Origin of the sequence: Rhizomicrobium sp., assembly GCA_037200045.1 — a bacterium.
GTDB lineage: Bacteria > Pseudomonadota > Alphaproteobacteria > Micropepsales > Micropepsaceae > Rhizomicrobium.
On the sequence record JBBCHM010000002.1, the window covers coordinates 220,762 to 245,412 of the forward strand.

General features: G+C 64.1%; 23 protein-coding genes and 1 tRNA gene. 12 read left to right on the forward strand and 12 right to left on the reverse strand.

Annotated features, from left to right (window positions below):
• Nucleotides 1-97 precede the first annotated feature (97 nt).
• From WDM86_16420 to WDM86_16435, 4 genes are all read left to right on the forward strand, one after another.
• The gene (locus WDM86_16420) at nucleotides 98-1,429 is read left to right on the forward strand and encodes a DUF5690 family protein (GenBank protein ID MEI9991616.1); all 1,332 of its coding nucleotides are present in this window, start codon (nucleotides 98-100) and stop codon (nucleotides 1,427-1,429) included.
• A gap of 22 nt (nucleotides 1,430-1,451) precedes the next feature.
• The gene (locus WDM86_16425) at nucleotides 1,452-2,606 is read left to right on the forward strand and encodes a TauD/TfdA family dioxygenase (protein MEI9991617.1); all 1,155 of its coding nucleotides are present in this window, start codon (nucleotides 1,452-1,454) and stop codon (nucleotides 2,604-2,606) included.
• The gene (locus WDM86_16430; protein MEI9991618.1) at nucleotides 2,603-3,169 is read left to right on the forward strand and encodes an HD domain-containing protein; all 567 of its coding nucleotides are present in this window, start codon (nucleotides 2,603-2,605) and stop codon (nucleotides 3,167-3,169) included. Before WDM86_16425 ends, WDM86_16430 begins: the two co-directional genes overlap by 4 nt.
• A 583-nt stretch (nucleotides 3,170-3,752) precedes the next feature.
• Nucleotides 3,753-4,679, forward strand: a complete 927-nt coding sequence (locus WDM86_16435) for an SDR family NAD(P)-dependent oxidoreductase (protein ID MEI9991619.1) — start codon at nucleotides 3,753-3,755, stop codon at nucleotides 4,677-4,679.
• 116 nt (nucleotides 4,680-4,795) lie between these two features.
• Here the strand turns inward: WDM86_16435 and guaA are convergent, their stop codons facing one another.
• Both guaA and WDM86_16445 read right to left on the reverse strand, forming a co-directional pair.
• The gene (gene guaA / locus WDM86_16440; GenBank protein MEI9991620.1) at nucleotides 4,796-6,343 is read right to left on the reverse strand and encodes a glutamine-hydrolyzing GMP synthase; all 1,548 of its coding nucleotides are present in this window, start codon (nucleotides 6,341-6,343) and stop codon (nucleotides 4,796-4,798) included.
• Nucleotides 6,344-6,358: 15 nt separating this feature from the next.
• Nucleotides 6,359-7,651: an RsmB/NOP family class I SAM-dependent RNA methyltransferase gene (locus WDM86_16445; protein ID MEI9991621.1), complete on the reverse strand. Its 1,293-nt coding sequence runs from the start codon at nucleotides 7,649-7,651 to the stop codon at nucleotides 6,359-6,361.
• A 61-nt stretch (nucleotides 7,652-7,712) separates the two neighbouring features.
• On the opposite strand from WDM86_16445, the gene WDM86_16450 reads away from it, so the two are divergent.
• Nucleotides 7,713-8,759: a sterol desaturase family protein gene (locus tag WDM86_16450; protein ID MEI9991622.1), complete on the forward strand. Its 1,047-nt coding sequence runs from the start codon at nucleotides 7,713-7,715 to the stop codon at nucleotides 8,757-8,759.
• Here the strand turns inward: WDM86_16450 and guaB are convergent.
• On the reverse strand, nucleotides 8,722-10,197 hold the full coding sequence (gene guaB / locus WDM86_16455) for an IMP dehydrogenase (protein ID MEI9991623.1): 1,476 nt from the start codon (nucleotides 10,195-10,197) through the stop codon (nucleotides 8,722-8,724). The genes WDM86_16450 and guaB overlap by 38 nt on opposite strands.
• A 223-nt stretch (nucleotides 10,198-10,420) precedes the next feature.
• On the opposite strand from guaB, the gene WDM86_16460 reads away from it, so the two are divergent.
• Nucleotides 10,421-10,909: a DUF992 domain-containing protein gene (locus tag WDM86_16460; GenBank protein MEI9991624.1), complete on the forward strand. Its 489-nt coding sequence runs from the start codon at nucleotides 10,421-10,423 to the stop codon at nucleotides 10,907-10,909.
• A gap of 59 nt (nucleotides 10,910-10,968) precedes the next feature.
• Here WDM86_16460 and WDM86_16465 read toward each other — a convergent pair whose 3' ends face one another.
• On the reverse strand, nucleotides 10,969-11,646 hold the full coding sequence (locus WDM86_16465) for an RlmE family RNA methyltransferase (GenBank protein MEI9991625.1): 678 nt from the start codon (nucleotides 11,644-11,646) through the stop codon (nucleotides 10,969-10,971).
• Nucleotides 11,643-12,647 carry a Ppx/GppA phosphatase family protein gene (locus WDM86_16470; GenBank protein MEI9991626.1) on the reverse strand — a complete coding sequence of 335 codons (1,005 nt, stop codon included), beginning with the start codon at nucleotides 12,645-12,647 and terminating at the stop codon, nucleotides 11,643-11,645. Before WDM86_16470 ends, WDM86_16465 begins: the two co-directional genes overlap by 4 nt.
• Nucleotides 12,648-12,819: 172 nt before the next feature.
• Between WDM86_16470 and WDM86_16475 the strand changes: the two genes are divergently transcribed.
• The 5 genes from WDM86_16475 (at nucleotide 12,820) to WDM86_16495 (ending at nucleotide 16,111) form a co-directional block, all read left to right on the forward strand.
• A tRNA-Gln gene (locus WDM86_16475) sits at nucleotides 12,820-12,893 on the forward strand.
• A 164-nt stretch (nucleotides 12,894-13,057) separates the two neighbouring features.
• Complete coding sequence (locus WDM86_16480) at nucleotides 13,058-13,729, forward strand: integrase arm-type DNA-binding domain-containing protein (protein MEI9991627.1); 672 nt, start codon at nucleotides 13,058-13,060, stop codon at nucleotides 13,727-13,729.
• A 32-nt stretch (nucleotides 13,730-13,761) separates the two neighbouring features.
• A complete protein-coding gene (locus WDM86_16485; GenBank protein ID MEI9991628.1) occupies nucleotides 13,762-14,250 on the forward strand; it encodes a site-specific integrase in 489 nt (162 codons plus the stop codon).
• 379 nt (nucleotides 14,251-14,629) lie between these two features.
• Nucleotides 14,630-15,892 (forward strand): sodium:proton antiporter, encoded by a 1,263-nt coding sequence (locus tag WDM86_16490; GenBank protein ID MEI9991629.1) that lies wholly within the window; start codon nucleotides 14,630-14,632, stop codon nucleotides 15,890-15,892.
• 9 nt (nucleotides 15,893-15,901) lie between these two features.
• The gene (locus WDM86_16495; GenBank protein MEI9991630.1) at nucleotides 15,902-16,111 is read left to right on the forward strand and encodes a hypothetical protein; all 210 of its coding nucleotides are present in this window, start codon (nucleotides 15,902-15,904) and stop codon (nucleotides 16,109-16,111) included.
• A gap of 302 nt (nucleotides 16,112-16,413) precedes the next feature.
• Here the strand turns inward: WDM86_16495 and WDM86_16500 are convergent, their stop codons facing one another.
• Nucleotides 16,414-16,695 (reverse strand): OmpA family protein, encoded by a 282-nt coding sequence (locus tag WDM86_16500; protein ID MEI9991631.1) that lies wholly within the window; start codon nucleotides 16,693-16,695, stop codon nucleotides 16,414-16,416.
• A 527-nt stretch (nucleotides 16,696-17,222) separates the two neighbouring features.
• Here WDM86_16500 and WDM86_16505 point away from each other — a divergent pair.
• Nucleotides 17,223-18,944: a chloride channel protein gene (locus tag WDM86_16505; GenBank protein ID MEI9991632.1), complete on the forward strand. Its 1,722-nt coding sequence runs from the start codon at nucleotides 17,223-17,225 to the stop codon at nucleotides 18,942-18,944.
• A gap of 60 nt (nucleotides 18,945-19,004) precedes the next feature.
• Here WDM86_16505 and WDM86_16510 read toward each other — a convergent pair whose 3' ends face one another.
• From WDM86_16510 to WDM86_16535, 6 genes are all read right to left on the reverse strand, one after another.
• Nucleotides 19,005-19,760 carry a helix-turn-helix domain-containing protein gene (locus tag WDM86_16510; protein ID MEI9991633.1) on the reverse strand — a complete coding sequence of 252 codons (756 nt, stop codon included), beginning with the start codon at nucleotides 19,758-19,760 and terminating at the stop codon, nucleotides 19,005-19,007.
• A gap of 304 nt (nucleotides 19,761-20,064) precedes the next feature.
• A complete protein-coding gene (locus WDM86_16515; protein MEI9991634.1) occupies nucleotides 20,065-20,961 on the reverse strand; it encodes an ADP-polyphosphate phosphotransferase in 897 nt (298 codons plus the stop codon).
• Between the two features lie 20 nt (nucleotides 20,962-20,981).
• A complete protein-coding gene (locus tag WDM86_16520; protein ID MEI9991635.1) occupies nucleotides 20,982-21,878 on the reverse strand; it encodes a F0F1 ATP synthase subunit gamma in 897 nt (298 codons plus the stop codon).
• Nucleotides 21,875-23,509: an alternate F1F0 ATPase, F1 subunit alpha gene (locus WDM86_16525; protein MEI9991636.1), complete on the reverse strand. Its 1,635-nt coding sequence runs from the start codon at nucleotides 23,507-23,509 to the stop codon at nucleotides 21,875-21,877. The genes WDM86_16520 and WDM86_16525 overlap by 4 nt, the downstream gene beginning before the upstream one ends.
• Entirely contained in the window at nucleotides 23,506-24,351 is an 846-nt protein-coding gene (locus tag WDM86_16530; GenBank protein ID MEI9991637.1) for a hypothetical protein, read from the reverse strand. The genes WDM86_16525 and WDM86_16530 overlap by 4 nt, the downstream gene beginning before the upstream one ends.
• A 3-nt stretch (nucleotides 24,352-24,354) precedes the next feature.
• The gene (locus WDM86_16535; protein ID MEI9991638.1) at nucleotides 24,355-24,636 is read right to left on the reverse strand and encodes a F0F1 ATP synthase subunit C; all 282 of its coding nucleotides are present in this window, start codon (nucleotides 24,634-24,636) and stop codon (nucleotides 24,355-24,357) included.
• Nucleotides 24,637-24,651 lie beyond the last annotated feature (15 nt).

The window sequence follows — 24,651 nt, forward strand, 5'->3', positions numbered from 1 at the left end:
GAGGCGTCGGCGTAATCAGGGTCGCGATCCGTGGGCCGAAGCTTAGCTGTCATGAGCCCGTAGTATGGGAGAAGCCGACGCGGTTCAGGATGTTGCAGTGGATAGTCGTTTTCAGCGGGCGCTGTCGAAAAGCAATCCCGTCATTTTCACCACCGTCGCCGGCCTGGCGGGGTTCTCCGCCTATTTTGCGATGTATGCCTTCCGCAAGCCGTTCACGGCGGCGACATATGACCATGTGCCCGGCTGGCATTTCGCGCTCGATTACAAGATCGCCCTGATCGTCGCCCAGGTGGCCGGCTACGCCCTCTCCAAATTCATCGGCGTAAAGGTGATTTCGGAGATCGAGCCGCGCCGTCGCGCCCCGGCCATCATCGGGCTGATCGGCGTCTCATGGCTGGCGCTGGTGGCCTTCGCCCTCATCCCCGCCCCGTGGAATGTGATCACCCTCTTCGTCAACGGCCTGCCGCTCGGGATGATCTGGGGGCTGGTGTTCGGCTTCATGGAGGGACGTCGTGTATCCGAGGTCCTGGCCTCGATGATGTGCGCCAGTTTCATTCTGTCGTCCGGCGTGGTGAAGTCCGTGGGCGTCTGGCTGATCCAGGCCTGGCATGTGGATCAGTTCTGGATGCCGGCGGCGACCGGCGCATTGTTCATGCCGCTGCTGCTCATTTCGGTCTGGGTGCTCAGCCAATTGCCGCCGCCGGGCGCCCGCGACGAGGCCGAGCGGGCCAAACGCCTGCCGATGAACGGCGCCGAGCGCGCCGAGTTTCTGAGAGCCTATGGGCCGGGCCTGATCGCCATCGTGTTCGCCTATATCCTTCTCACCGCCTTCCGCGATTTTCGCGACAACTTCGCCGCCGAAATCTGGACCGCCCTGGGATATGGCGGCGAGGCGGCGATATTCTCCGCCAGCGAACTGCCGGTGGCGATCATTGCCCTGATCGGGATGGCGGCGGTGATCGTGGTCCGCGACAACCGGCGGGCCCTGATGGTCATCCATGCGATGGTGGGGGGCGGGTTTGCGCTGCTGGGTCTCTCCACCCTGGCGTTCCAAATGCATTTGATCTCGCCTCTGGCGTGGATGATCCTGGCCGGATCGGGCCTCTACATCGCCTACAATCCGATCAACGCCGTGCTGTTCGACCGGCTGGTGGCGGCCAGCGGACGGGTCGCGAATGCCGGCTTCCTGATTTATGTGGCGGACTCGTCCGGTTACATGGGCAGCGTGGCGCTCTTGCTGTGGCGCAATTTCGGCCAGGCCTCGCTGAACTGGCTGCAATTCTTCACGATGGGCGCCTATGTCACCGGGATCTGCGGTGCCGTCGCGACCCTTGTGGCGGCCATCTACTTCTACCGCCGCTCCCTGGACCAGAGCATCGGCGCGGGCGGCGTGGCCGCACCCCTGCCCGCCGTGTCGCTCTCCCGGTAGCGCCTGAGCAAAGGACGACCACTTGCCGGACCACACCCTCTCCTCAGCCCCCCGCCTGCTGGACGGCGGCTCCGCCCTGGAGATTATCCTGAAGGGAGAGCCGCGGCGCTTCCACGCCATCTGGCTCCGCGACAACGCCCAGGATGCCGCGACCCGCAGCCCGACCAATGGACAACGCCTGGTGACGCTTCTGGACATTCCACGCGAGACGCACATCGCGGAGGCGGCCTGGGCCGAGGGCCGGCTGCGCCTGAGGTTCGCCCCGGAAGACAAGGTGGCGGCGTTCGAGCCGGACTGGCTGCTCGCCCAGGCTTACGACAAGCCCGCGCCGAACGCCGCCGGCTGGACCGGCCCTCACATCGCCGGCTGGGACGCCAGCCTGGCTGATGGCATGCCGCTGGAAGACTACGGCAATGTCCGCGCCGACGCGGCCGCGAGGCTGCGTTGGCTGAAAGCTATCCGGCGCTATGGCTTCGCGCGTTTGACCGGCGCGCCGACGACGCCCGGCGTCCCGTTCGATATCGTCAGACTGTTCGGCTATGTGCGGGAGACCAATTACGGCCGTCTGTTCGACGTTCGGGTCGAGGTCAGTCCCAACAATCTCGCCTACACCAATCTCGGTCTTCAGGCCCACACCGACAATCCCTATCGTGATCCGGCGCCCGGTCTGCAAATCCTGGCCTGTCTTGAAAACACCGTCGAGGGTGGCGACTCCATCGTCGTCGACGGCTTCGCGGTGGCGGAGCGGCTGAAGGCGCAGTCGCCGCGCGGCTTCGACCTGCTCACCAGATATTGCGCCCGCTTCGAATATTCGGGCGCGAAGGGCGTCCGGCTGCGATCCAAACGACCGATCATCGAACTCGGGCCGGACGGCGAACTGATCGCCGTTCGCTTCAACAACCGTTCCGCGGCACCCTTCACCGACATCCCTTATGACGACATGGCGGATTACTACGTCGCTTACCGGCGCATGGCGGAACTGATCGAAGACCCGGCCTTGGCGGTGCGCTTCAAATTGGCGCCGGGCGATCTCTTCATCGTCGACAATTTGCGCGTACTGCATGCGCGCAGCGCCATCACCAGCAGCGGCGAGCGCTGGCTGCAAGGATGCTATGCGGACAGCGATGGCCTGCTGTCGACCATCGCCGCGCTGGAGGAGGAGGGAGCCAGCCCATGACCAGCCCGGACAGCACGGACATCATCGACCGGATCGCCGATATTTTCGAGCGGCGCGGCGCGGAAGCCTATCTCGGCGAAAGGGTCACCATGGCCGAACACATGCTGCAGACCGCCACCCTGGCGCAAGCCGAAGGCGCGTCCGACGCTCTGATCGCCGCCGCGCTTCTGCACGACATCGGGCACTTCACCGGCGAATTCGGCGCGTACTCCCACGACGACACCATGGACAGGCTCCACGAAGCGGCGGGCGCGAAGGTTTTGGACGGCTATTTCCCGACCGCCGTCACCGAGGTCGTCCGTCTGCATGTCGCCGCCAAGCGCTATCTCTGCGCCACGGACCAAACCTATTACGACAAGCTCTCCGAGCCGTCGAAGCACAGCCTGTCGCTCCAGGGCGGGCCCATGAGCGCCGCCGAGGTCGCTGCGTTCCGCCGTCTGGAACACCACGAAGACGCGGTGCGCCTGAGGCGTTGGGACGATGGCGGCAAGATGACCGGCCGGCGAACCATGACGTTCGAAGAGTTTCGGCCGCTGCTGCAACGCGTCGTCCGTGCAGGCTAGCCAAGTCCGCTAATGTTCGAAAGCTGCGGAACGTCCTGCCCAGTGTCCGTTCGACATGGCCGCCCAGGACTCGCTTCAACCACCCGGCCGATTGAGGGCGCCTCAACGCCGATCAGGAGAGCCTGCCCCGCCCTGTATTCGAGCTTGTTGTCGCCGAGCACCGACCACTTGGCGCCTGCGCCACGATGCACACCGCCGGCCTGGAGATCATGTGGCGCGGCGGCTTCGGATGATCCAATCGCACGATGGCCAACCCGTCGATGGCCATCACGAACGGGCTCTCTCCGAGCCGGCTATCCGTATAGCGCAGGAGCGCTTGCGCCAATTGATCGGCACGTCCGACCCTTCCGTTCGCGTTGAAACCGCCAATGAGAATGCCGCGAAGCAGGAATAGGCAAGAAATGGGCGCGTTCCGGCATTCCGCTTTGTGGCCTTCGGCTACCACAATCGATCAACGCAATCGGCTCGGGAACGCCGGTTCCTAACGGAAAAAGTAATTATGTCAGATGGCAAAATCGCGATCGTCACCGGCGGCAGCCGGGGGATCGGCCGTCCCGGCGGCATGCAGATCTGAGGAAGCGCAATGTCGAAAGCGGACTTGAGAAATCCCTCAGCTCGCAAGGCATACATCATCACCGGGCCGACCTCGGGCGCCGGGCGCGAGACCGCTCTTAGAATGGCCGGGCACGGCACGCTTGTGCTGGTGGGCCGCAGTAGCGGCAAGCTCGATGACGTGAAGACGCAGATCGAGCGATGGGGCGGGCACGCGGTGCCGGTTTTGTGCGATATGTCAGATCTGGCGAGCGTACGCCGCGCCGCCGCGCAAATCATCGCGCTCGATCTGCGGATCGTCGGGCTGCTCAACAACGCGGGCGTCCAAAGCCCGCGGGTCGCGAAGAACGCAGCCGGTTGGGACATGACGTTCGCGACGAACCACCTCGGGCCGTTCGCGCTGACAGAGGCGCTCGTGCCGCACCTGAAAGATGGTGCGAATGTCCTTTTCGTCGGCTCGGCCACCGAAGATCCCGAGCGCGGACCCGCCAAGCGGGCCGGTTTTCGCGGCGGCCGCTACATCTCCGCCGAGGCGAGCGCGCGCGGCGAATGGCAACCCGGCGGCGCCAAGCCTGCGGGCTTCGACGCCTATGCCACGTCCAAGCAGTGCAACATCGCCACGGCCATGGTGCTCGCGCGCGAAAATCCGCGGCTGCATGTCAACGCCATCGAGCCGGGCATCATGTTCAACACCGGCCTTCACGGCAACGCGAACATCTTCTTCTTCCTAGCGTATTATATCGCCCCGCTGCTGGCGCCGTTCATGAAGGTTTTAAGCACGCCAAAGCGAGCCGCGCGCGTGTTCATCAATATCCTGATCGATACATCCGGCCAAACCGGCGTCTACTACGACGAAAGCGGCCATCCCATGCAAGGCTCCGAGCTTTTGCGCGATCCAAAATTCCAGGACCGCGTCGTCGCCGAGACACGCGCATTGCTGTCGACGGTCCCAAGCTAACGCCGATCTGCTGCCAAGATCGGCCCAAGGATATTTCAAGGACTACGAAGCCGACCAATTGATTCCACTTTGCAATCCTGTCCGCGCCTGTCCCCCAACCCACGCTTTTTTCACCCCTACTCCCACTCGATCGTGCCCGGCGGTTTGCTCGTGATGTCGTAGACCACGCGGTTGATGCCGCGGACTTCGTTCACGATGCGGGTGCTCACCCGTGCCAGGAAGGAATGTTCGAACGGGTAGTAATCCGCCGTCATGCCGTCCGAACTCATCACCGCGCGCAAGGCGCAGACGTAATCGTAGGTGCGGCCGTCACCCATCACGCCGACCGTCTTGACCGGCAACAGCACCGCGAATGCCTGCCATATCTTGTCGTAGAGACCGGCCTTGCGTATCTCGTCGAGATAGACCGTGTCGGCCTTGCGCAGAATCTCGAGCTTCTCCTTCGTGATCTCGCCCGGCAGGCGGATCGCGAGGCCGGGACCGGGGAACGGATGGCGGCCGACGAAGCTTTCCGGCAGGCCGAGCTCGCGGCCGAGCGCGCGGACCTCGTCCTTGAAGAGCTCGCGCAAGGGCTCGACCAGCTTCATCTTCATGCGCGCGGGCAGACCGCCGACATTGTGGTGCGACTTGATCGTCACCGAGGGTCCGCCGGTCGCCGAGACGCTCTCGATCACGTCGGGATAGAGCGTGCCCTGCGCCAGGAAATCCGCGCCGCCGACCTTGTGCGCCTCGGCGTCGAACACGTCGATGAAGGTGGCGCCGATGATCTTGCGCTTCTGTTCCGGGTCGCTGACGCCGGCGAGGCGGCCGAGGAACAAGTCCTGCGCCTCGGCGTGAACCAGCGGAATATTGTAATGGCCGCGGAACAGCGAGACGACCTCTTCGCTCTCGCCGGCGCGCATCAGGCCGGTGTCGACGAAGATGCAGGTGAGCTGGTCGCCGATCGCCTCGTGGATCAGCACGGCGGCGACGGAGGAATCGACGCCACCGGAAAGACCGCAGATCACGCGGCTCTTGCCGACCTGTTTGCGGATCTTCGCGATCTCATGCTCGCGGAAGGCGCGCATGTTCCATTCCGGCTTGATGCCGGCGATGCCGAGCACGAAGTTGCTGTAGATCTGCGCGCCGCGCGGCGTGTGCACGACCTCGGGATGGAACTGGATGCCGTAGAGCCTGCGCGTCTCGTCGGCGATCACGGCGAAGGGCGAGTTCTCGCTCGTCGCGACGACCGAAAAGCCCGGCGGGATCGCGGTGATCTTGTCGCCATGGTTCATCCACACGGGCTCGCGGTGGCCGGCGCCGCCAAGGCCGGCGAGCAGCGGCGAGTCCGTCTCGATGAAGATGTCGGCGCGGCCGAATTCGCGGTGATGGCCGCCCTCGACCTTGCCGCCGAGCTGCTGCGCCATCGCCATCTCGCCATAACAGATGCCGAGCACCGGCACGCCCGCGTCGAACACGGCCTGGGGCGCGCGCGGCGCGCCCTCCTCCATCACCGAGGCCGGGCCGCCGGAAAGGATGATCGCCTGGGGCGGCGCGGCGGCGATCGCCTCCTCGGCCTTGTTGTAGGGGACAATCTCGCAATAGACGCCGGCCTCGCGCACGCGCCGCGCGATGAGCTGCGTCACCTGGGAGCCGAAATCGATGACCAGAACGGGAGCACTCATGATCGGATTTAGGGTTCAGCCCTCTCCCTTGTCCAGCGCGCCTTTGGGCGCAGCGTTGTGGATAAGAATGGCGGCGTAGAAGCCGTCGGTGCCCGTGGTGTAGGGGGTAGCCCGGAAGTCCTCCGCCAGGCCGGGCGGCGGTTCGCCGGCCGTCTCGCGCGTCCAGATCGCCGCCGCCGAAACCGGCGCGAAGGCGGGGTGCCGCACGCGGAAGGCGGCGATGCGGTCCTGATTCTCGGACGGCAGGATCGAGCAGGTCGCGTAGATCAGCTGGCCGCCCGGCTTCACCAGGGCGGCGGCGCGGCCCAGCAATTCATCCTGAAGCGCGATTCTTTGCGCCAGCACTTTCGGCGTCAGCTTCCAGCGCAGTTCGGGCTGGCGGCGCCAGGTGCCCGATCCGCTGCAGGGCGCATCGAGCAGGACGGCGTCGAACCTGCCCTCCAGCGGCGCGCGATCGTCCAGCAGATGGGTGCGGATGTTCTTGGCGCCGGCACGCGTCGCGCGGGCGGCAAGCTCCTGCAGCGCCGGCTGTCGGACGTCGCACGCGACGATCTCGCCCTGGTTCTTCATCGCGGCGGCGAGCGCCAGCGTCTTGCCGCCGGCGCCGGCCGCCAGATCGAGGATGCGCAGGCCCGGCCGCGCGCCGACCAGCAGCGCCGCGATCTGCGCCGCCTCGTCCTGGAATTCGAACGCCCCGCTCTCGAACATCGCGCCGCGGCCGAGGCTCGACGACGCTTCGCCCGATGCGATGCGGATGCCATGCGGCGCGAAGGGCGTGGGCGCCGCGGCGAAGCCCTGCGCGACAAGCGCGCTCAGCACCTCGCCGCGCTCCCGCCGCAGCGTGTTCACGCGCAGGTCGATCGGTGCGCGCGTCTGCAGGCCCGCCATCTCGCGCAGAACCCGGTCGCCGAAGGCGCGGGTCAATTCGGGTTCGAGGAATTGCGGAAACTCGCCTTCAGCATAGAGCGGCGGCTCGCCGCGCGGCGCCTTCAGCCGCTTGCGTTCGTCGTCCGTCAGGGATGCCGGGGCATAGGCCTCGCCGGTGAACAGCAGGTCGGGGTCGTCGCCCTGCTGCACGACGGACGCCAGCGCGAGCGCGCGCGGCGTCTCATCCTGCATCGTCCAGGCAAGCGAGAAGCGATGGCGCAGGATGGAAAACACCCGCTCCGCGACCGCCGCGCGGTCCTTCGATCCGGCATAACGTCGGGCGCGGAAATAGTCGCGGATCAGGCGATCCGCCGGCTGATCGGTCTTTTCAAGCGCAGTGAGGATGTCGATGGCAGCCTGGAGCCGCGCCGCGGCCTTCATCGCTGTGCCGTCCCGGGACAAGTTAAAGAGATAGCAACCACGCTGGTGGCAAGAATACCCGATGGCTCCCCGTGCCGCCATCGCCGTTGCGTTCGCGCCCGTCCTCGCGCGCATCGGCGGCTTGTTGTCCAACATCCTTTTGGCGCCCGGCTCGACATTCTCGCTAATGTCCCTGGCCGCCGCGCTGGCGGTCGCGCTGGCCTTCCTGCGGCTGCGGCGCGGCCGGCGGAAGTTTCCGGCGTTGCGCATTCTGGCGCGCGCGCTGTTTCCGCGCCGCTGGCGCGGCGCCTCGATGCGCGCCGATCTGGGGTTCTTCCTGCTCAACAGCTTCGCCACGGCCGGCCTGGTCGGCTGGGGTCTTATTTCCTATGCCGCGGTCAGCCGCGCCGCGCAGGCGTCGTTCGACACCGCGTTCGGTACCGCGATCCCATTCCATGTACCGGCGCTGCTGCGCGACGGCGCGATGACCGTCGCGCTGTTTCTCGCCTACGAGTTCGGCTATTGGCTCGACCATTATCTCAAGCACCGCGTCCCGCTTCTGTGGGAATTCCACCGCGTGCATCACACGGCCGAGACGCTCTCGCCACTCACCACTTTCCGCATGCACCCCGTCGACAGCCTGATTTTCGCCGACATCCTGGCGCTGGCGATCGGCTTGACCGACGGAGCCGCGCGCCACCTTCTCGGCGCCGGCGCGCAGCAATGGGGATGGTCGGGCACCAACGCGATCCTCCTCGTCTTCGTGTTCGCGATTGTCCATCTGCAGCATTCGCATATCGACATGCGGTTTTCGGGATGGCTGGGCCGGCTGGTGCTGTCGCCCGGCCATCATCAAATCCATCATTCGACGCGGCCCGAGCATTTCAACGGCAATCTCGGAAGCTGCCTGGCGATCTGGGACTGGATGTTCGGCACGCTGGTGCTGCCCGGCACCCGCGGAACGCCGCTGCGGTTCGGCGCCGACGTCCAGGGCGACCGCTACGCGCCGCATACGCTTGCCGGCGGTTTGGCCCTGCCCTTCATGCGCGCCCTGAAGCTTCTGGCGCCCCGGCGCCTCGCGCCCGTGCCATCTACTGCCCACCCGGATAGTTCGGCGCCTCGCGCGTGACCACGATGTCATGGACATGGCTTTCGCGCAGGCCGGCACCGGTGATGCGGACGAACTGCGCCTTCTTGTGGAAGTCCGCGATGTCCTTGCAGCCGGTATAGCCCATCGCGGCGCGCAGGCCGCCGATGATCTGGTGCACGACGTTGGACACCGGGCCCTTATAGGGCACCTGGCCCTCGACGCCTTCGGGCACGAGTTTGAGCGTGTCGGAGACCTCCGCCTGGAAATAGCGGTCAGCGCTGCCGCGCGCCATCGCGCCCATGCTGCCCATGCCGCGATAGCCCTTGTAGGAGCGGCCCTGGTAGAGGAACACCTCGCCCGGCGCTTCCTCGGTGCCCGCGAGCAGCGAGCCGACCATGGCGACGTCGGCGCCGGCGGCGATCGCCTTGGCAAGGTCGCCGGAATATTTGATGCCGCCGTCGGCGATCACCGGAACGCCGGCCTTACGGGCCGCTTCGACGGCATCCATGATCGCGGTAAGCTGCGGCACGCCGACGCCGGCGACGATGCGCGTGGTGCAGATCGAGCCGGGGCCGATGCCGACCTTGACGCAATCGGCGCCCGCATCGATCAGCGCGCGCGCGCCGTCCGAAGTGGCGACGTTGCCGGCGGCGACCTGGACGTAGTTCGACTTCTTCTTGATGCGGGTGATGGCGTCGAGCACGCCCTTGGAATGGCCGTGCGCGGTATCGACCACGATGACGTCGCATTCCGCCTCGACCAGCGCCAGGGCGCGGGCATAGCCGTCGTCGCCGACGCCGGTCGCCGCCGCGACGCGCAGGCGGCCGCGTTCGTCCTTGCAGGCGTTGGGATATTTCTGCGCCTTCTCGATATCCTTGACGGTGATCAGCCCGACGCAGCGATAGGCGTCGTCGACGACGAGAATCTTCTCGATGCGGTGCTGGTGCAGCAGGCGCTTGGCCTCATCCGGCTTGACGCCCTCGCGCACGGTGACGAGCTTGTCCTTCGTCATCAGCGCGGAGACCTTCTCGCGCGGGTCGTTGGCGAAGCGCACGTCGCGGTTGGTCAGGATGCCGACCAGGCGCCCCGCGCCGCGCCCGTTGGCGCCTTCGACGACGGGGATGCCGGAGATTCGGTAGCGCTCCATCAGCGCGAGCGCGTCGGCCAGCGTCGCGTCGGGCGCGATGGTCACCGGATTGACCACCATGCCGCTCTCGAACCGCTTCACGCGGCGCACATGCTCGGCCTGCTCCTCGATGGAGAGGTTCTTATGGATGACGCCGATGCCGCCGGCCTGGGCCATGGCGATCGCGAGGCCCGCTTCCGTCACCGTGTCCATCGCCGAGGAGATGAGGGGAATGCCGAGCTCGACCGACTTGGTCAGCCGCGTTCTGGTATCGACCTGGGCGGGAAGGACTTCGGATGCCGCGGGCACCAGCAAGACATCGTCGAAGGTTAACGCTTCGCGGATGGTCATGGGGTGCGCGCTCCATCGCTTTGGAGCGCCGAGCCTTTAGCAGTGCGGCACCGATTCGGCAAGGTCCGGAAAAAAGGCTGGATTGCGGCAGTTTCTTAAAATTAACGTCACGAACGGCATGGAACTGTTCTGTAAAATGAGAGTTTCATGGGGCGGCGGGCATGGTATGCCCTTCGCCCTATCGAAGGGCTATTCCATCGAACGACATAGGAGACTCCCCCAAATGCAGAACAAATTTCGCCTGATCATGGGTGCTGCCGCGATTGCCGCCGGCGCTCTTGCCTTTGCCGGCACCGCCGAAGCCGCCCCCCACGGCGTCAAGGTCGGCACGCTGACCTGCAACGTCGCCAGCGGCTGGGGCTTCGTGTTCGGTTCCTCCAAGGACCTGCACTGCACCTTCCGCGGCAATCGCGACCATGGCGAGCACTACACCGGCTCGATCTCCAAGTTCGGCGTCGACATCGGCTACACCGAAGGCGGCGTGCTGGTCTGGGGCGTGTTCGCACCCTCGTCCGACATCCGCCCCGGCGCCCTTGAGGGCGACTATGCCGGTGCCACCGCCTCCGCCACGGTCGGCGTCGGCCTCGGCGCCAATGTGCTGGTCGGCGGCCTCGACAAGTCGGTCGCCCTGCAGCCCGTCAGCGTCGAAGGCAACAAGGGCCTGAACGTCGCGGCCGGCATCGGCGCGATCTCGCTGCACTCCGCGCCGTAATCGGCACGGTGAATTCGAAATGACGGAAGCCCCGCCGGCGACGGCGGGGCTTTTGTTTTTCAGGCGCCGCCGCGAAAGCCCTGCGCCACCAGATAAAGCTCGACGGATTCCGAGCGGCTGGCCGGCGGCTTGACGTGCTTCACCGTCGCGAACGACTTCTTCAGCCGCTGCAGCAATTGGCTCGCGGCGCCACCCTGGAAAGCTTTGCCGATGAAGGTGCCGCCCGGTTTCAGCACGGCCTCAGCCATGTCCAGCGCGGCTTCCAGCAGCGCGGTGGTGCGCAGGTGATCGGTGGCGCGATGGCCGGTGGTCGGCGCCGCCATGTCGGTGAGCACGACATCGGCCGGCCCGCCCAGCGCCTCGATCAGGATCGCCGGCGTATCCGCATCAAGCATATCCGCCTGGAAGAACGTCACCCGGTCGATCGGCTCCATCTCCAGGATGTCCATCGCGACGACGCGGCCGGGCGGCCCGACCCGCTCCGCCGCGATCTGGCTCCAGCCGCCTGGCGCGGCGCCCAGGTCGAGCACGCGGGCGCCCTTCTTGAGGAAGCGGTATTTGTCGTCGAGCTCGACGATCTTGAAAGCGGCGCGGCTGCGAAAGCCCTTCGCCTTCGCGGCATGGACGTAAGGGTCGTTGAGCTGCCGCTCCAGCCAGCGCGTGGAGGAGACGGTGCGGTCCTTGCGGTTCTTGATCTTGGCGCGCACCTGGCCGCGGCCGGAAGGTTGCTTGGTCATCGCCTTCCCATCAACTCCCGCAGCATGCCTTCGCGCAAGCCGCGATCGGCGACGCGCAGGCGCTCGCAGGGCCACAGCGCTTGGATCGCGGCGAAGATAGCGCAACCCGGCACGATCAGGTCGGCCCGGTCGCGGCCGATGCAGCCGATGGCGGCGCGGACCTTGAGGTCGAGGCCGGCGAGCCGGTCGATGACGGCGCCGATGTCGCGGCAGGCGTGCCAGCTCGCATCGACCCGCGCGCGCTCGTAGCGCGGAAGGCCGAGCGCCACCGCGGCCAGCGTCGTCACGGTGCCGGAGGTGCCGAGCAGATGATGCGTCGCCGCGTCGAACGGCGCGATCGCATCCATCGCCGCCCGCACGGGGCGCAGATGCTCGATCAATTCGTCGCGCATGCGGACATAGCCTTCGTAGTCGAGCGGTCCCCTGGTCCAGCTTTCCGCGAGCGTGACGACGCCGAGCGGCTGGGACGCCGATGCCACGACGCGCGGTGGCGCCGGCCCGTCGCGCCGCATCCAGATGATTTCCGTCGAGCCGCCGCCGATGTCGAACACGAGGCCGCCTTCGCTCGCGCCGTCGATCAGGGGGGCGCAGCCGATCGCCGCCAGCCGGGCCTCCTCGTCCGAGGAGATGATCTCGAGCGCGATGCCGCTCTCGGCGCGCGCCCGCGCGACGAGATCGGAGGCGTTGGCGGCGCGCCGGCAGGCCTCGGTCGCGACCGCGCGGACGCGGCTGACCTTGTTCGAGGCGATCCGTCCGGCGCAGATCTTGAGCGCCTCGATGGTGCGCGCCATGGCGGCTTCCGAGAGAAGGCCGCTCCGCGCCACGCCTTCGCCCAGCCGCACGATGCGGGAGAAGGAGTCCACCACGCGCAGCTCGCCGCGCCGCGTCGCGCGCGCCACCAAGAGCCGGCAATTGTTGGTGCCGAGATCGAGAGCCGCCACCAGCGGCGGCGGTCTGCCGCCGCCGCGCCCCTTGCGCGCATCGCGCGTCCCCTCGGGCAAGCAAATCCCTCCCTCCCGGTTCCGCCAGGCTTTCAGGGCGAACCGTCGGGCGAGCATAGCGACACTTTCGGCCCGGCGCGAAGACGCCGTGCCGGGACGCGGCGGGACCGAACGGGGCAGGAACCTGGAACCTTGCCAGCGCCCGGCCCCTCCGCTAAAGGGACCGCGCCGTTGGGGGATCGTCTAACGGTAGGACTGCAGACTCTGACTCTGCCTGTCTAGGTTCGAATCCTAGTCCCCCAGCCAATGTCTATCCGAAGCTGCGCTAGGGCCCTCGGAGGACTTGGCAAACCACTGAAACAGCTAAATATCCTACTCCACCTTCGCCAAGGATACCCTGCTCTACGCGGCATGCGTGACGGTATATTTGACGGTATCTGCGGCGACGGCAGGGAACTGGATACCGTCAAATGCCACTTACCGCACTCGGCGTGAAAAGCGCAAAATCCAAAGCCAAGCCTTACAAGCTTGCCGATGAAAAGGGCCTCTACCTCATCGTCACTCCCAGCGGCGGGAAGCTCTGGCGGTTCGATTACCGCCATGACGAGAAGCGCAAGACGTTGGCCATGGGAAAATGGCCCGACGTCGAATTGGCGACGGCGCGAGAGCGACGCGACAACGCCCGCAAACGCTTAGCCGACGGCGAGGATCCTGCCACAGCCGATAAGGCGGAGGCACTCGCGATCGCGAATGCGTTCGAGACCATCGCCCGAAACTGGCATGCAGGTGCAACGACCGCCTGGACGCCTCGCTATGCTCGGTTGGTTCTGGGTCGCCTCGAAGCCGACATCTTCCCGCATCTCGGCAAAGACGATATCGACAGCATCGAGCCGCCTCGGCTGCTGGAAGTAATTCGCAAGGTCGAAGCGCGCGGCGCTATAGAGATGGCCAAGCGGATCAAGAACTATTGCAGCGAAGTCTGCATGTATGGCATTGCCGAGGGAAAGTGCCGCCGCGATCCGGCGGCCGATATTCGCCGTGCGCTAAGAAAGCCTCGGCCCAAAAAGCATAGGGCCGCAGTTCCGCCTTCGGAATTTCCCACGCTTGTGGCACGGATGCATGCCTACGACGGGATGAGCTGACCAAGCTTGCCTTGCATTTCACGCTAGTCACCATGGTACGGACCCAGGAGACACGGTTCGCGCGGATCGATGAGTTTGAAAACCTTGACTGTTTAGATCCTCTTTTGCGCCTCAGCCCGGAGCGTTTGAAAATGAGCCGGGAGCATCTTGTGCCGCTGCCTCGTCAAGCAGTGACAATCATCAATCGGTTGCGGGAAATGTCGCCCGATAGCCGATACCTATTTCCTGCGAACACCACGACGGGTGTCATCAGCGAGAACACCATGCTCTATGGCCTCTACCGGATGGGTTATCACAGCCGACAGACCACTCATGGGCTGCGCCGTTGTGCCTCAACGATATTGAACGAGAGCGGAAAATTCGAGCCTGACTGGATTGAGACGCAGCTTGCGCATGCCGACGATGACAAAGTGCGAGGCGCATATAACGCGGCCATCTACCTCGCCCACCGTCGCCGCATGCTTCAGTGGTGGGCGGATTTCGTGGAAAAGCCGACGAACATCTATCGAATTGCTGCCTAGATTTGAAAGCGGCGACTCCGAGCGATCCAAACCATGTCAACGGAGGGTTCACTCAATAATTTCAATGGTTTAGACTAGCTGACGTGTGCCGGACTAGGCTGAAAAAGGCGGGTTATTGCCCCTGTTGCGTTACACTTGCGTGCCACTCGTTCCCATTTGTTCTCAGTCCTCTTTCCCGTGGTGCGCAAGCGTCAACTTTGTTGCCGTGCGTCTCGTCTTCGTCCCGGCTCATCTGGGCAATCGGCCAACTCTGCGAACCTCGCTCTGGAATCTCGGCTTTGCCGTAAACACGGCGATATTCTTCCTACTCTGGCGCGGTCCGCGCTTGGCGTCGTAAAGATGGCTGAATGATCGATACAGCCACCAACGGCATTGATGCATGACACCGTTCGAACTGACCGCTCTGCTCATGACCCTCGTTGCCGTTGTGGGATGGCTGAACGTCAAAACGCTTCGTATGCCCCACGGCGTCGCAATGCTGTGCCTTGGCATCGTCGTGGCGCTGTTGCTGGTTGCACTGCGCCACACGACATTCGGGGGGGGCTTCGTTGACGGCATCATCGGCACCGTGTCGCGGATCGATTTCGTCACCACCGTCGTGGGCATCATGCTGCCCTTCCTGCTGTTTGCGGGAGCCATGCAGGTCGACCTCGGCGAGATGCGCCGGCGCTGGCTTTCCATCGACGCACTCGCGACGCTTGGCGTCGCCGGATCGGTCCTCATCGTCGGCGTGGGCACCTGGCTCATCGCCCGCTTCCTGCGGATCGACCTGTCTCTGCCATGGGCGCTTGTTTTCGGCGCGTTGATCAGTCCGACAGATCCCGTGGCCGTCCTCGCGACCGTGAAGCACGGCAAGCTGTCGAAGACCCTGCAGGTCATTCTGCAGGGCGAGGCGCTGTTCAATGACGGCGTGGGCATCGTGGTGTTCACGGCGCTTCTGGCGTTCGCCACGGGCATCGGCGACTCAAGTCCGCTGCATGCGATTGCCGACGTTGCCATTCAGGCTGCCGGCGGCCTGGCGTTCGGCGTGGTGGCCGCGATGCTCACCATTCGCGCCATGGGCACGATGGACGAATTTGCGGTGGAGGTAAGCATGACGATCGCACTGGCGATGGCGATCTATGCCGCTGCGCTGGCTCTGCATCTGAGTGGCGCTATCGCCGTTGTCGGCGCCGGCATGATGTTCGGTGGCGAACGCGCCAAGCGCGCGATGGCGGGCGAAACCGAAGGTTATGTCAAAGGTCTGTGGACGCTGATTGACGAGATTCGCAATGCGCTGCTGTTTCTGCTGCTGGGCGTGAAGATGCTGACCGTTCCGTTCTACGCGGGCCAATTCGGTTTGATCGCCGCCGTGGTGGTGCTGGTGATCATCTCGCGCTTTGCGGTCGTGCTGCCGTGGGGGGGGGGGGGGGGGGGGGGGGCATATTTCCGCATGCGCCACGCCGAGCGAGGCGCGACACTGATATTGGGCTGGGGCGGCCTTCACGGCGCGCTTTCGCTCGCGCTGGCGCTCTCTCTGCCTCAAGGCCCCGAACGCGCACTGATTCTGGCTGTCACCTATGCCGTGGTCGCTTTCTCGATCACCGCGCAAGGCCTGACCTTCACGCCGCTCACGCGCCTGTTGCGGCGGCCGGACCGATAGAGAAGCGCGATGACGGCGAGACCCGCTGGTGTATTTCTGATTGCGATCTTCTTTGCGCTGGCAACCTGCATCCTGGTCGGCGCCGGGCTTGCATTGCTGTTTCCCGGCACGGGAGCGGAGGTGATTTGGCGGCTCTATCCGGCACGCCGAGGCCTGCTCATGCCGTATCGCACCCTGTTCGGGCCGGGATTCCTGATGCTTGCCATCGCCATGGCGTGAGCCAGCATCGGATGCTTTCAGCGCCGAGTCGGGGGATGGTGGCTGGCGGTCGCGATCTTCGCGGCGAACGGACTCGGCGACGCTGTCCAGCTCGCAACGGGCCATTTCGTCGAAGGCGGCGTCGGCGTTCTCGCTGCTGGCCTCATCCTGTTCTATCTAGCCCGCCGAAGACCCGGCAAGCCTTCCGATAAGGCCGAGCGGCAGAGGAACGAGGTCACGGCGGACGCGTCGAGGGGGCATCCGATGCGAGGACGCGCGCGGCCGCAGGTCGCGGGCAGCTTTGCCGCGCCTGGCGCCGGCCATTACGAGGTGGCCGCACCGCCCGTGATCGCGGTTACGCCCCGGCGATTCTGCGCCCAACAATTCTCGTCGGATTGCGTGCAGACGGGACGCTCCTTGCCGTAGGACACCGTCGTCATCCGCGCGAACGGAACGCCCAGACTGCCGAGAAAGTCCTTTACGGCTTCGGCTCGCCGCGCGCCCAGCGCAAGGTTGTAGTCACGCGTGCCGCGCTCGTCGCAATTTCCCTCAATAGTCACGTGCACGCTGGGATACTTCAGCAGCCAGGCTGCCTGACGCTGCAAATCTCGCGGTCGGCATCCCTGACCGAATAGCGATTGTAGTCGAAATGAACCGTGTCGCCGACATTGACCGTGAAGTCCCTGACGCTTCCGGGAAGTATGGTCGACTCCGCAACCTTTGGGTTAGGAGCGGGTTGCGATGCAGCCTGCGGCGACTCCGCGGGCTTTGTGGCGCAAGCGGTCAGGGCAAGAACCGCGGCAACCGCTGCAAATCGCAAATACCTCGAGGTATGGATCACCGCACGTTCCCCGCGTGTTGTGGTAGGTTGAGTATCGCTTGCGTGGTGCGTTAGATCACTCTGTTGTCAGCACATGCTCTGACTATAGTCAGAGTTACTCTGAATTAATGGCCGAGTTGCGCTGACAATCCGCACCACGAAGTGTTGTCCACTGGGCTGAGCTGTGGCACGACCGAGCGTCATAGGCCCCTTCAACTTCCTTCAGAAACAGCCCGACATGGACACTACCGATTCTACCGAGCGTTCGGTGAACCTCTTCGTTTTTCGGTCATCGCCGTTCTGGTCGGCGCAGTGACGGGATTCGGCGCAATCCTGTTTCGCGGACTGATCGCCCTCGTGCATAACCTATTTTTCTTCGGCCAGATCTCGACCGTGTATGACGCCAACGTCTACACACCGGCCTCGCCATGGGGCGCGTTCGTGATTCTCGTTCCCGTAGTCGGCGGCCTCGCGGTCGTCTTCCTCGTGCGGACATTTGCACCCGAAGCGCGCGGCCATGGTGTGCCGGAGGTGATGGACGCGATCTTCTACAAGGAAGGCCGCATCAGGCCGGTTGTTGCGGCCGTGAAATCCCTCGCCTCGGCGCTTGCGATCGGAAGCGGTTCGGCTGTCGGACGCGAAGGCCCGATCATCCAAATCGGCGCTTCGCTCGGATCGAGCATCGGCCAGCTCATCCGCTTGCAATCCTGGCAGCGCATCACGCTCGTCGCGGCCGGCGCCGGTGCGGGCATCGCCGCCACGTTCAACACGCCGATCGGCGGGGTGATCTTCGCCATCGAACTCATGATGCCCGAGGTCAGCACGCGCACGTTTTTGCCCGTTGCGCTTGCGACCGGAACGGCAACGTTCATCGGGCGGATATTCTTCGGTCCCCGGCCTGCGTTCGATGTGCCTCCGGTCGGCTCATTGTCTGTGCATCCATCCGCCATATACATTCTCGTGCTCTACGGCATTCTCGGCGTCCTTACCGGAGTCGCGGCTGCAGGCTTCATTCGGGGCCTGCATTTCGCCGAAGATCAGTTCGATCGCATCAAGAATCCCTATCTGCGCCACGCGGTGGGCATGACCATCGTGGGCACCATGATGTATGCTTATCTTCGCTTTTCCGGCCACTACCAGATCGACGGCGTCGGCTATTCCACGATACAGGCAGTCCTGCTGGGCGGGCTCGCCGCGGCGCCGTTCCTTGCGCTGCTTTCGGTGTCCAAGCTGGTAGCGACTTCGCTGAGTCTCGGCTCGGGATCGTCAGGTGGAATATTCTCGCCCTCGCTGTATATGGGCGCGACGCTCGGCGGTGCATTCGGCGCGGTCTGCCATCTTCTGTTCCCGTCCGCCGACATCAGCGTGCCGGCCTTCGCGATGGTCGGCATGGCCGCGATGGTCGGCGGCGGGACTGGCGCCGCGATGACGGCCGTCACCATGATCTTCGAAATGACGCTGGATTACGGCATCGTCATGCCGATGATCATCGCGGTTGCGATCAGCATCGGCTGTCGACGCGTTCTGTCCCGAGAAAATATCTATACGATCAAGTTGCTCGCCCGGCGGCACTTCATTCCCAAAGCGCTGCACGCCAACATGTTCCTGGTGCGCCGCGCCGTCGATGTCATGGATCGGGATATCCTGGTGCTGCCGCACAGCATGGCGTTCGACGATTTTCTCAAGCTGCCCGAGCATGAAGGCCGGATGCGTCACGTCGTCGTCACGCGGGACGACAAGATCTCGGGCGTGCTGCGGGTGAACACGGCCCTGCGTCGCGGCCTCGAAGGATCCTACACCGGTGTGGCACTCGGGGATGTGGCCAGCCCGAACTTCACGATCGCACGCGGCGAAGACATCATGTTCAACGTCATTGGGCGCATGTGGCGCAGGAACGCAATCATGGCCGTCGTCGTCGATGCGGAAGGAATTCCGCGGACCAACAACGTTACCGGCCTGATTACCAAGGAGCATGTCGCCGATTCCGTGGCCGAAAGCATCAAACCTTACGCGGATGCCGACGCGCTGCTCTGAGGCTCGCCGTCCTTTGCCGAATGTCCAGGCCGCAGCAGTCTGTCCACTCGGAGTCGAGATTCACGAATCCGTGCGGCGTTTTTCCGTTCGAAGGCGCCGCAAGCCGTCCATATCGCGGACTTGAATCATGCGCGATGTTACCCGACGTACAAATCCTTCACGCTCCAGCCGCAGAAATCCGCGGGCAACCGTCTCGGGCGCCGTACCAAGGTAATCGGCGATATCGAACCGGGTGAGAGGCAGGGTTACTTGGGCATGCGCCTTGTCGAAAAACGCCGGGTGCTGCGCAAAATCCAGCAGAAGGGATGCCAAGCGCTGAAAGGTGTTCTGCTGGCCCAAAACCATGATTCGCCTCTGCGCCTCGCGCAGATCGAACGCGACCTTGTTGAGCACACTGAGCTGCATGGCCGGCTCGCGCGCCATGAGCTTGCGCAACTCCGCCCATGGCACCCGGTACAGCGTCGAGGGACAAGTCACCTCCGCCGAGTTCACGTAGATTCCCGCGTCCGGCAATCCGAACAGATCGCCCGGCAGCATCAGGGCCAGAACCTGCCGCCGCCCACCATCCGAATGCCGACTGATCCGCACCACACCGGCGGCAACCGAATACACAAAGTGCGCGTCCTCCCCTTCCGCGAAAACCGTGCTCCCCGGACGCTGATAATCGAGAACTGTCGCGATCTTGCGAAATTCGACCTGCTCCTTGCGTGACAGGAGGTTCTCGATCTCGGACGGCACATCGCGCGTACGATCGATCAGTCGCGCCCGGATTTCCGGTAGCCGCGACGGAGCCGATGATCGGATCAGATAAGACATTTGCGGGGCCCGACTCGTAAAAAGACGCTTTGCCGACCGGAAATTCGCCGGAGCCTCTGACTACAGTCAGAGCCGACCTTGCCACTATAGCGCAAAACCTCCCGAGCACCGATTTGTCGAGGGGCGGCGGTGCGGGCGCGGGGCATCCGGTCCCCGCCCGCATCCTTGCGATTCGAGACAGCTGCGCGCGCGGCTTCACGCGGTGATTCAGCCAGGAGGCAAGCCCGTTCACGGCCGAGAGTGTCGAAGTTGCTGTCGTTGTCCTGCCAGCCCTTTGGTTCTCCTGCAAAATGCAGTCAAAGTTTCATTTCGCGAGCCGCTTGCCAATCGCCATCAGTTCCTTGCGTCGCGCGCCAGTCGTCTTTGGATAAGACATTTTGAGGTCGTCAAATGTATCGAGCACAATTTGGGAAACGATCAAACGCGCGTTTTCCTTGTCGTCGGCCGGCACGACGTACCAAGGAGAGTGGGTCGTGCTCGCCGCAGCCATACACTCTTCATAGGCCTTCATATAGTGTTTCCAGAATTTCCGCTCTTCGATGTCCGCAAGGCTGAATTTCCAGTTCTTCTCCGGCTCGTCGATCCGCGCCAGAAAGCGCTTCCGCTGCTCGTCCTTCGAGAGGTGAAGGAAGAATTTGACGATGCGCGTGCCGTTGGCGCGAAGATGCTTCTCCATATCCACAATGGAGCGATATCGGTCGTGCCAGACCTTTTTCTCTTCGTGCAAGGCATCCGGAAGTCCTTCACTCCGGAAAATATCCGGATGCACGCGCACGATCAGAACTTCCTCGTAGTAGGACCGATTGAAGATGCCGATCTTCCCCCGCTCCGGCAGATCGCGCGTGGTGCGCCAGAGAAAATCGTGTTCGAGTTCGGCAGCGCTGGGATGCTTGAAGCTGAATACCTGACAGCCTTGCGGGTTGACGCCTGACATCACGTGCCGGATGGCACCGTCCTTCCCAGCCGCATCCATCGCCTGGAAGATCAGCAGGACGGCATGACGGTTGTCTGCATAGAGAAGCTGTTGCTGAGAACTCAATTGCGCGACGTGTTCCTCAAGAAGCTCCTTGTACCGATCCTTCGATTTGTAAACCGGCGCGACTTTTGTCGGCCATTTCTTGAGATCGACGTCGTCTCCCTCGCGCACGCGAAAATCGTTTGAGTGTATTTTCATCTCGCTTCTTTCCTCGACCGCAGGCACCAATATAGCTCCGGGCGCTGTCACTGCTCCGGCGATCCGACCAGCGCCTCGAAGCCGGAGACAACATCGAAAAGCTCTTCGTCGATGCCGGCCTGGCGCAGCCGGTGGAAGGTGCCGTGCAGCTGTTCCAGGAGTTCGTTGATGTTCTTGTCGGCGCGCTCCATGGCCGCCAGACGGCTGGCGTTCTCGCTCGCCAGGGATTCGGCGCAGGCACGGAAAAGCGAAATAAAGAGATACTCGCGAATGAGCGCGCGCAACGTCGCGGCGGCGGCGCCCATGACCTCGGGAAGGTTGTCCGTCGGCCAATAAATTTTGACCATGTCCTGCCGCCACTGTGCGTCGAGCGGCAGCAGGCGCCGACCAGTGGGCTCGTACTGCGAGCCCGACAACGGACGATTGTGGAACACCCAGAGGGGTGCCTCGCCTGCATCGTCCCGATGCGCTTCGCTTTGCATCTGGATCTGGCCGACGAGCGGCGTGATGGCCTGCACGGAATTCGGCACCGCGAAGAGCCCGGCCAATTGTACGCCGGCGTCAGCCAAGCGCGAGCGCACACGCTCGCCGACCGCCCAGACCTTAGCTTTGCCCGGATGGGTCCCAAGCGTCTTGATCGTATAATCGGCGACCTCGTCGTTGAACCGCCCGACCAGACCCTGGTCGGAGCCAAAGACAATTGCGCTCACCGCTTTCGCACGGGTCGGCGCGTTTCGCTCTACCACCGGGCGACCATGCTCAATCTCGCGAAGGCAGGCGCCGAGCCCAAGCTCGACGGTCCGATAATAGTCGCCCAGAGCACGCACGGATTTCTCGTATTGCCCGATACTTGAAGCGGCCATCGCCTTCATCGTGCGAACCACGGACTGGAGATCCTCCGCACTCCCGATCTTTCGGCGCAGGCTCGCCGTCGAATCGCTCATGAGGTCTTCTCTTCTTTCGCTGGTGGTGCGGCCAGCTTCAATTCAGAATCGGCCTGCGGCTCGGTTTTCGGCTTCGGTCGGGCTTGAGTTCCGGAGTCCGGCTTCGGCTGGAAAGGAATGAGTGCCTGGCGGGCGATTTCGACGATCGCCTTGCGATCCTCGTCGCTCAACGTGTCGGCCTTCTCAAATCGCGCGCGCACCTCCGGCGGAATGTTCGCCGCGGCCGTCTGCACGGCATTCTCTGCAGCCGTCATTTGATCGAGCGCCACGCTATCGAAGAGCCCGGCCGTCAACGCCAGCAAAACCGTGATCTGGGCAGGTACGGAGACCGGCGAGAATTCCGGCTGCTTCAAGCAAGCGCGAATGCGCCGTCCGTGCGCGATGGTTTTGGTTGTCGCCGCGTCCAAGCGCGCACCGAAGCGGGCAAAGGTTTCGAGTTCCTCGAACTGGGCATAGTCCAGCTTGAGGTCGCCGGCCACGGCACGATACGCCGCGCGCTGTGCCTTGCCGCCGACGCGCGAAACGGACTTTCCGACGTCAACCGCCGGCAACACGCCCAATTCGAACATGGACGGCGAGAGATATATCTGCCCATCCGTGATGGAAATCAGGTTGGTCGGAATGTAGGCGGAAATGTCCTGTGCTTCGGTCTCGATGATGGGCAGTGCCGTGAGGGAGCCGCCGCCGAGGTCCTTGCGCAGATGCGTCGAGCGTTCGAGCATGCGCGAATGGATATAGAAGATGTCGCCCGGGAACGCCTCGCGTCCGGGCGGGCGGCGCAGAAGCAGCGACAGCTCGCGATAGGCTCGGGCGTGATGGGTGAGATCATCGTAGACGATCAGAACGTCACGGCCCGCTTCCATGAAATGTTCCGCGATGCTGGTCGCGGCGTAAGGCGCGATAAAGGCGAGACCAGGCGGATCGTTTCCCTCCGTGACGACGACCACCGTGTAGTCCATCGCCCCCTTTTCCCGCAGTGCCGCCACGGTCTTCGCGACGGCGGAGGCACGCTGGCCGATGGCGCAATAAACGCACAACACGTTCTGGTCGCGCTGGTTGAGAATTGTGTCGACCGCGATGGCCGTCTTGCCCGTCTGCCTGTCGCCCAGGATCAATTCGCGCTGACCGCGCCCGACGGGAACAAGGGCGTCGATGACCTTGAGCCCGGTCTGGAGCGGCACGGTAACCGGCGCTCGATCCATGATGCGGGGTGCCGGGCGTTCGATCGGGAGGCGGCCGCTGGACGCCACCGGCCCGTTGCCGTCGAGTGGCCGTCCCAGCGGGTCGATGACCCGCCCCAGTAGCCCGTCTCCCACGATGACATCCATGACCCGGCCGGTGCGCGCGACCTCGTCGCCCGCGTGCAGATGCCAATAGTCACCAAGCAGAACGACACCGATCTCGGTCTCGTCCACATTGAACGCGATGCCGAGCACATTGCCCGGAAACGTCAGCAACTCTTCGAATCCCGCATCGGGCAGACCGGACACCTTGGCGATGCCGGTGGCGATGCTGGTGACCGTGCCGATCTCGCGCGGCACGAGTTGTGGGGCGAAGGCTTCGCGCCCCTCGCGCAATCCTGCGAAGGCCTTATCGAAGATGTCTCGAAGGCTTTCAGGCTGCGTGCTCATGGGGTCTTCAGTCCGGACTTGGACTCATCGGGCTTGGGTGCAGCCTTCGCGTCTGGAACAGCCTCAGCTTTCGCCGGCGGCGCCTCCTTCTTCTTCAGAAGGTCGCCAACGCCCTTATCCAGGGCGCCAAGATAGTCGGCGATGCTCCAAGCGAATTTCTGTCCATTCGAGACGACCTCAATGCCGCTGACCAAGTTTGGCGCGGTTTCGAACCGGACATGGATGTCCACCGGAAACGTCTCGTTGAGCGCCTTTTGGATGGCGGCGTGCTGCGCCTGCGGCAGATCGAACGCGCTACGGACGACAGCCGGCTCGGACGCGGTCGTGAGAGCCTTCGCAAGATTTGCCTTCGAATTTACATCCATCTTGCGCAGCCGGTCTAAGAACGCGTCGCACATGCGTTCTTCCAGGCTTGCGCCGGCCAGGTCCATCAGCGCCTTCCGCGCAATGGCGAACACTTCCTGTTGCGTGCGCTGGAGAATGGCTTGATTGAGATTGGCAGCCTCGCTTCGCAGCGCCTCCGCCCGCTTGGCGCTCAAGTCGTCCGCCGCCTTGCGCGCCTCGTCGAGTAGGCGCTGACGTTCGGCACCAGCCTCCTGCGTCGCCTTGCTCAATAGCGCAGCGCGCTGTCGATCGAAGGTCTCGTTCTTCTGGTGGAATTCGTCGCGCTCCTTTTTGGCTTCCGCTTTTTTCGCATCGGCGTCCGCGAGCTCCGCGGCGATCCGCTTCTCCCGCGCGTCGACGGCGTTGAGGATCGGCTTGTAGAGATAGCGCTTCAGCAGCCACACCAGGATGATGAAGTTGAGCGCCTGTGCCCCGACGGTGAACCAATCGATGAGCATGAACTACTTTCCCGCGGCCTGAGCGATCACATGATTCCAGAACGGGTTGGCGAAAATCAGGATCATCGAGACGACGAAGCAATAGATCGCGATGGATTCGATCATGGCCAGGCCGACAAACAGCGTGCGCGTGATGGTCGTCGCGGCGTCCGGCTGCTGCGCGAGCGAACTCAACGCCGTCGCGACGGCGCGCCCTTCTCCCAGCGCGGGGCCGATACTACCCAGGGCGATCGTCAATCCGGCGGTGACGATCGAGGCGATGGCGATGAGTGTCATACTGTCCATGGAGTCTCCTGTTGT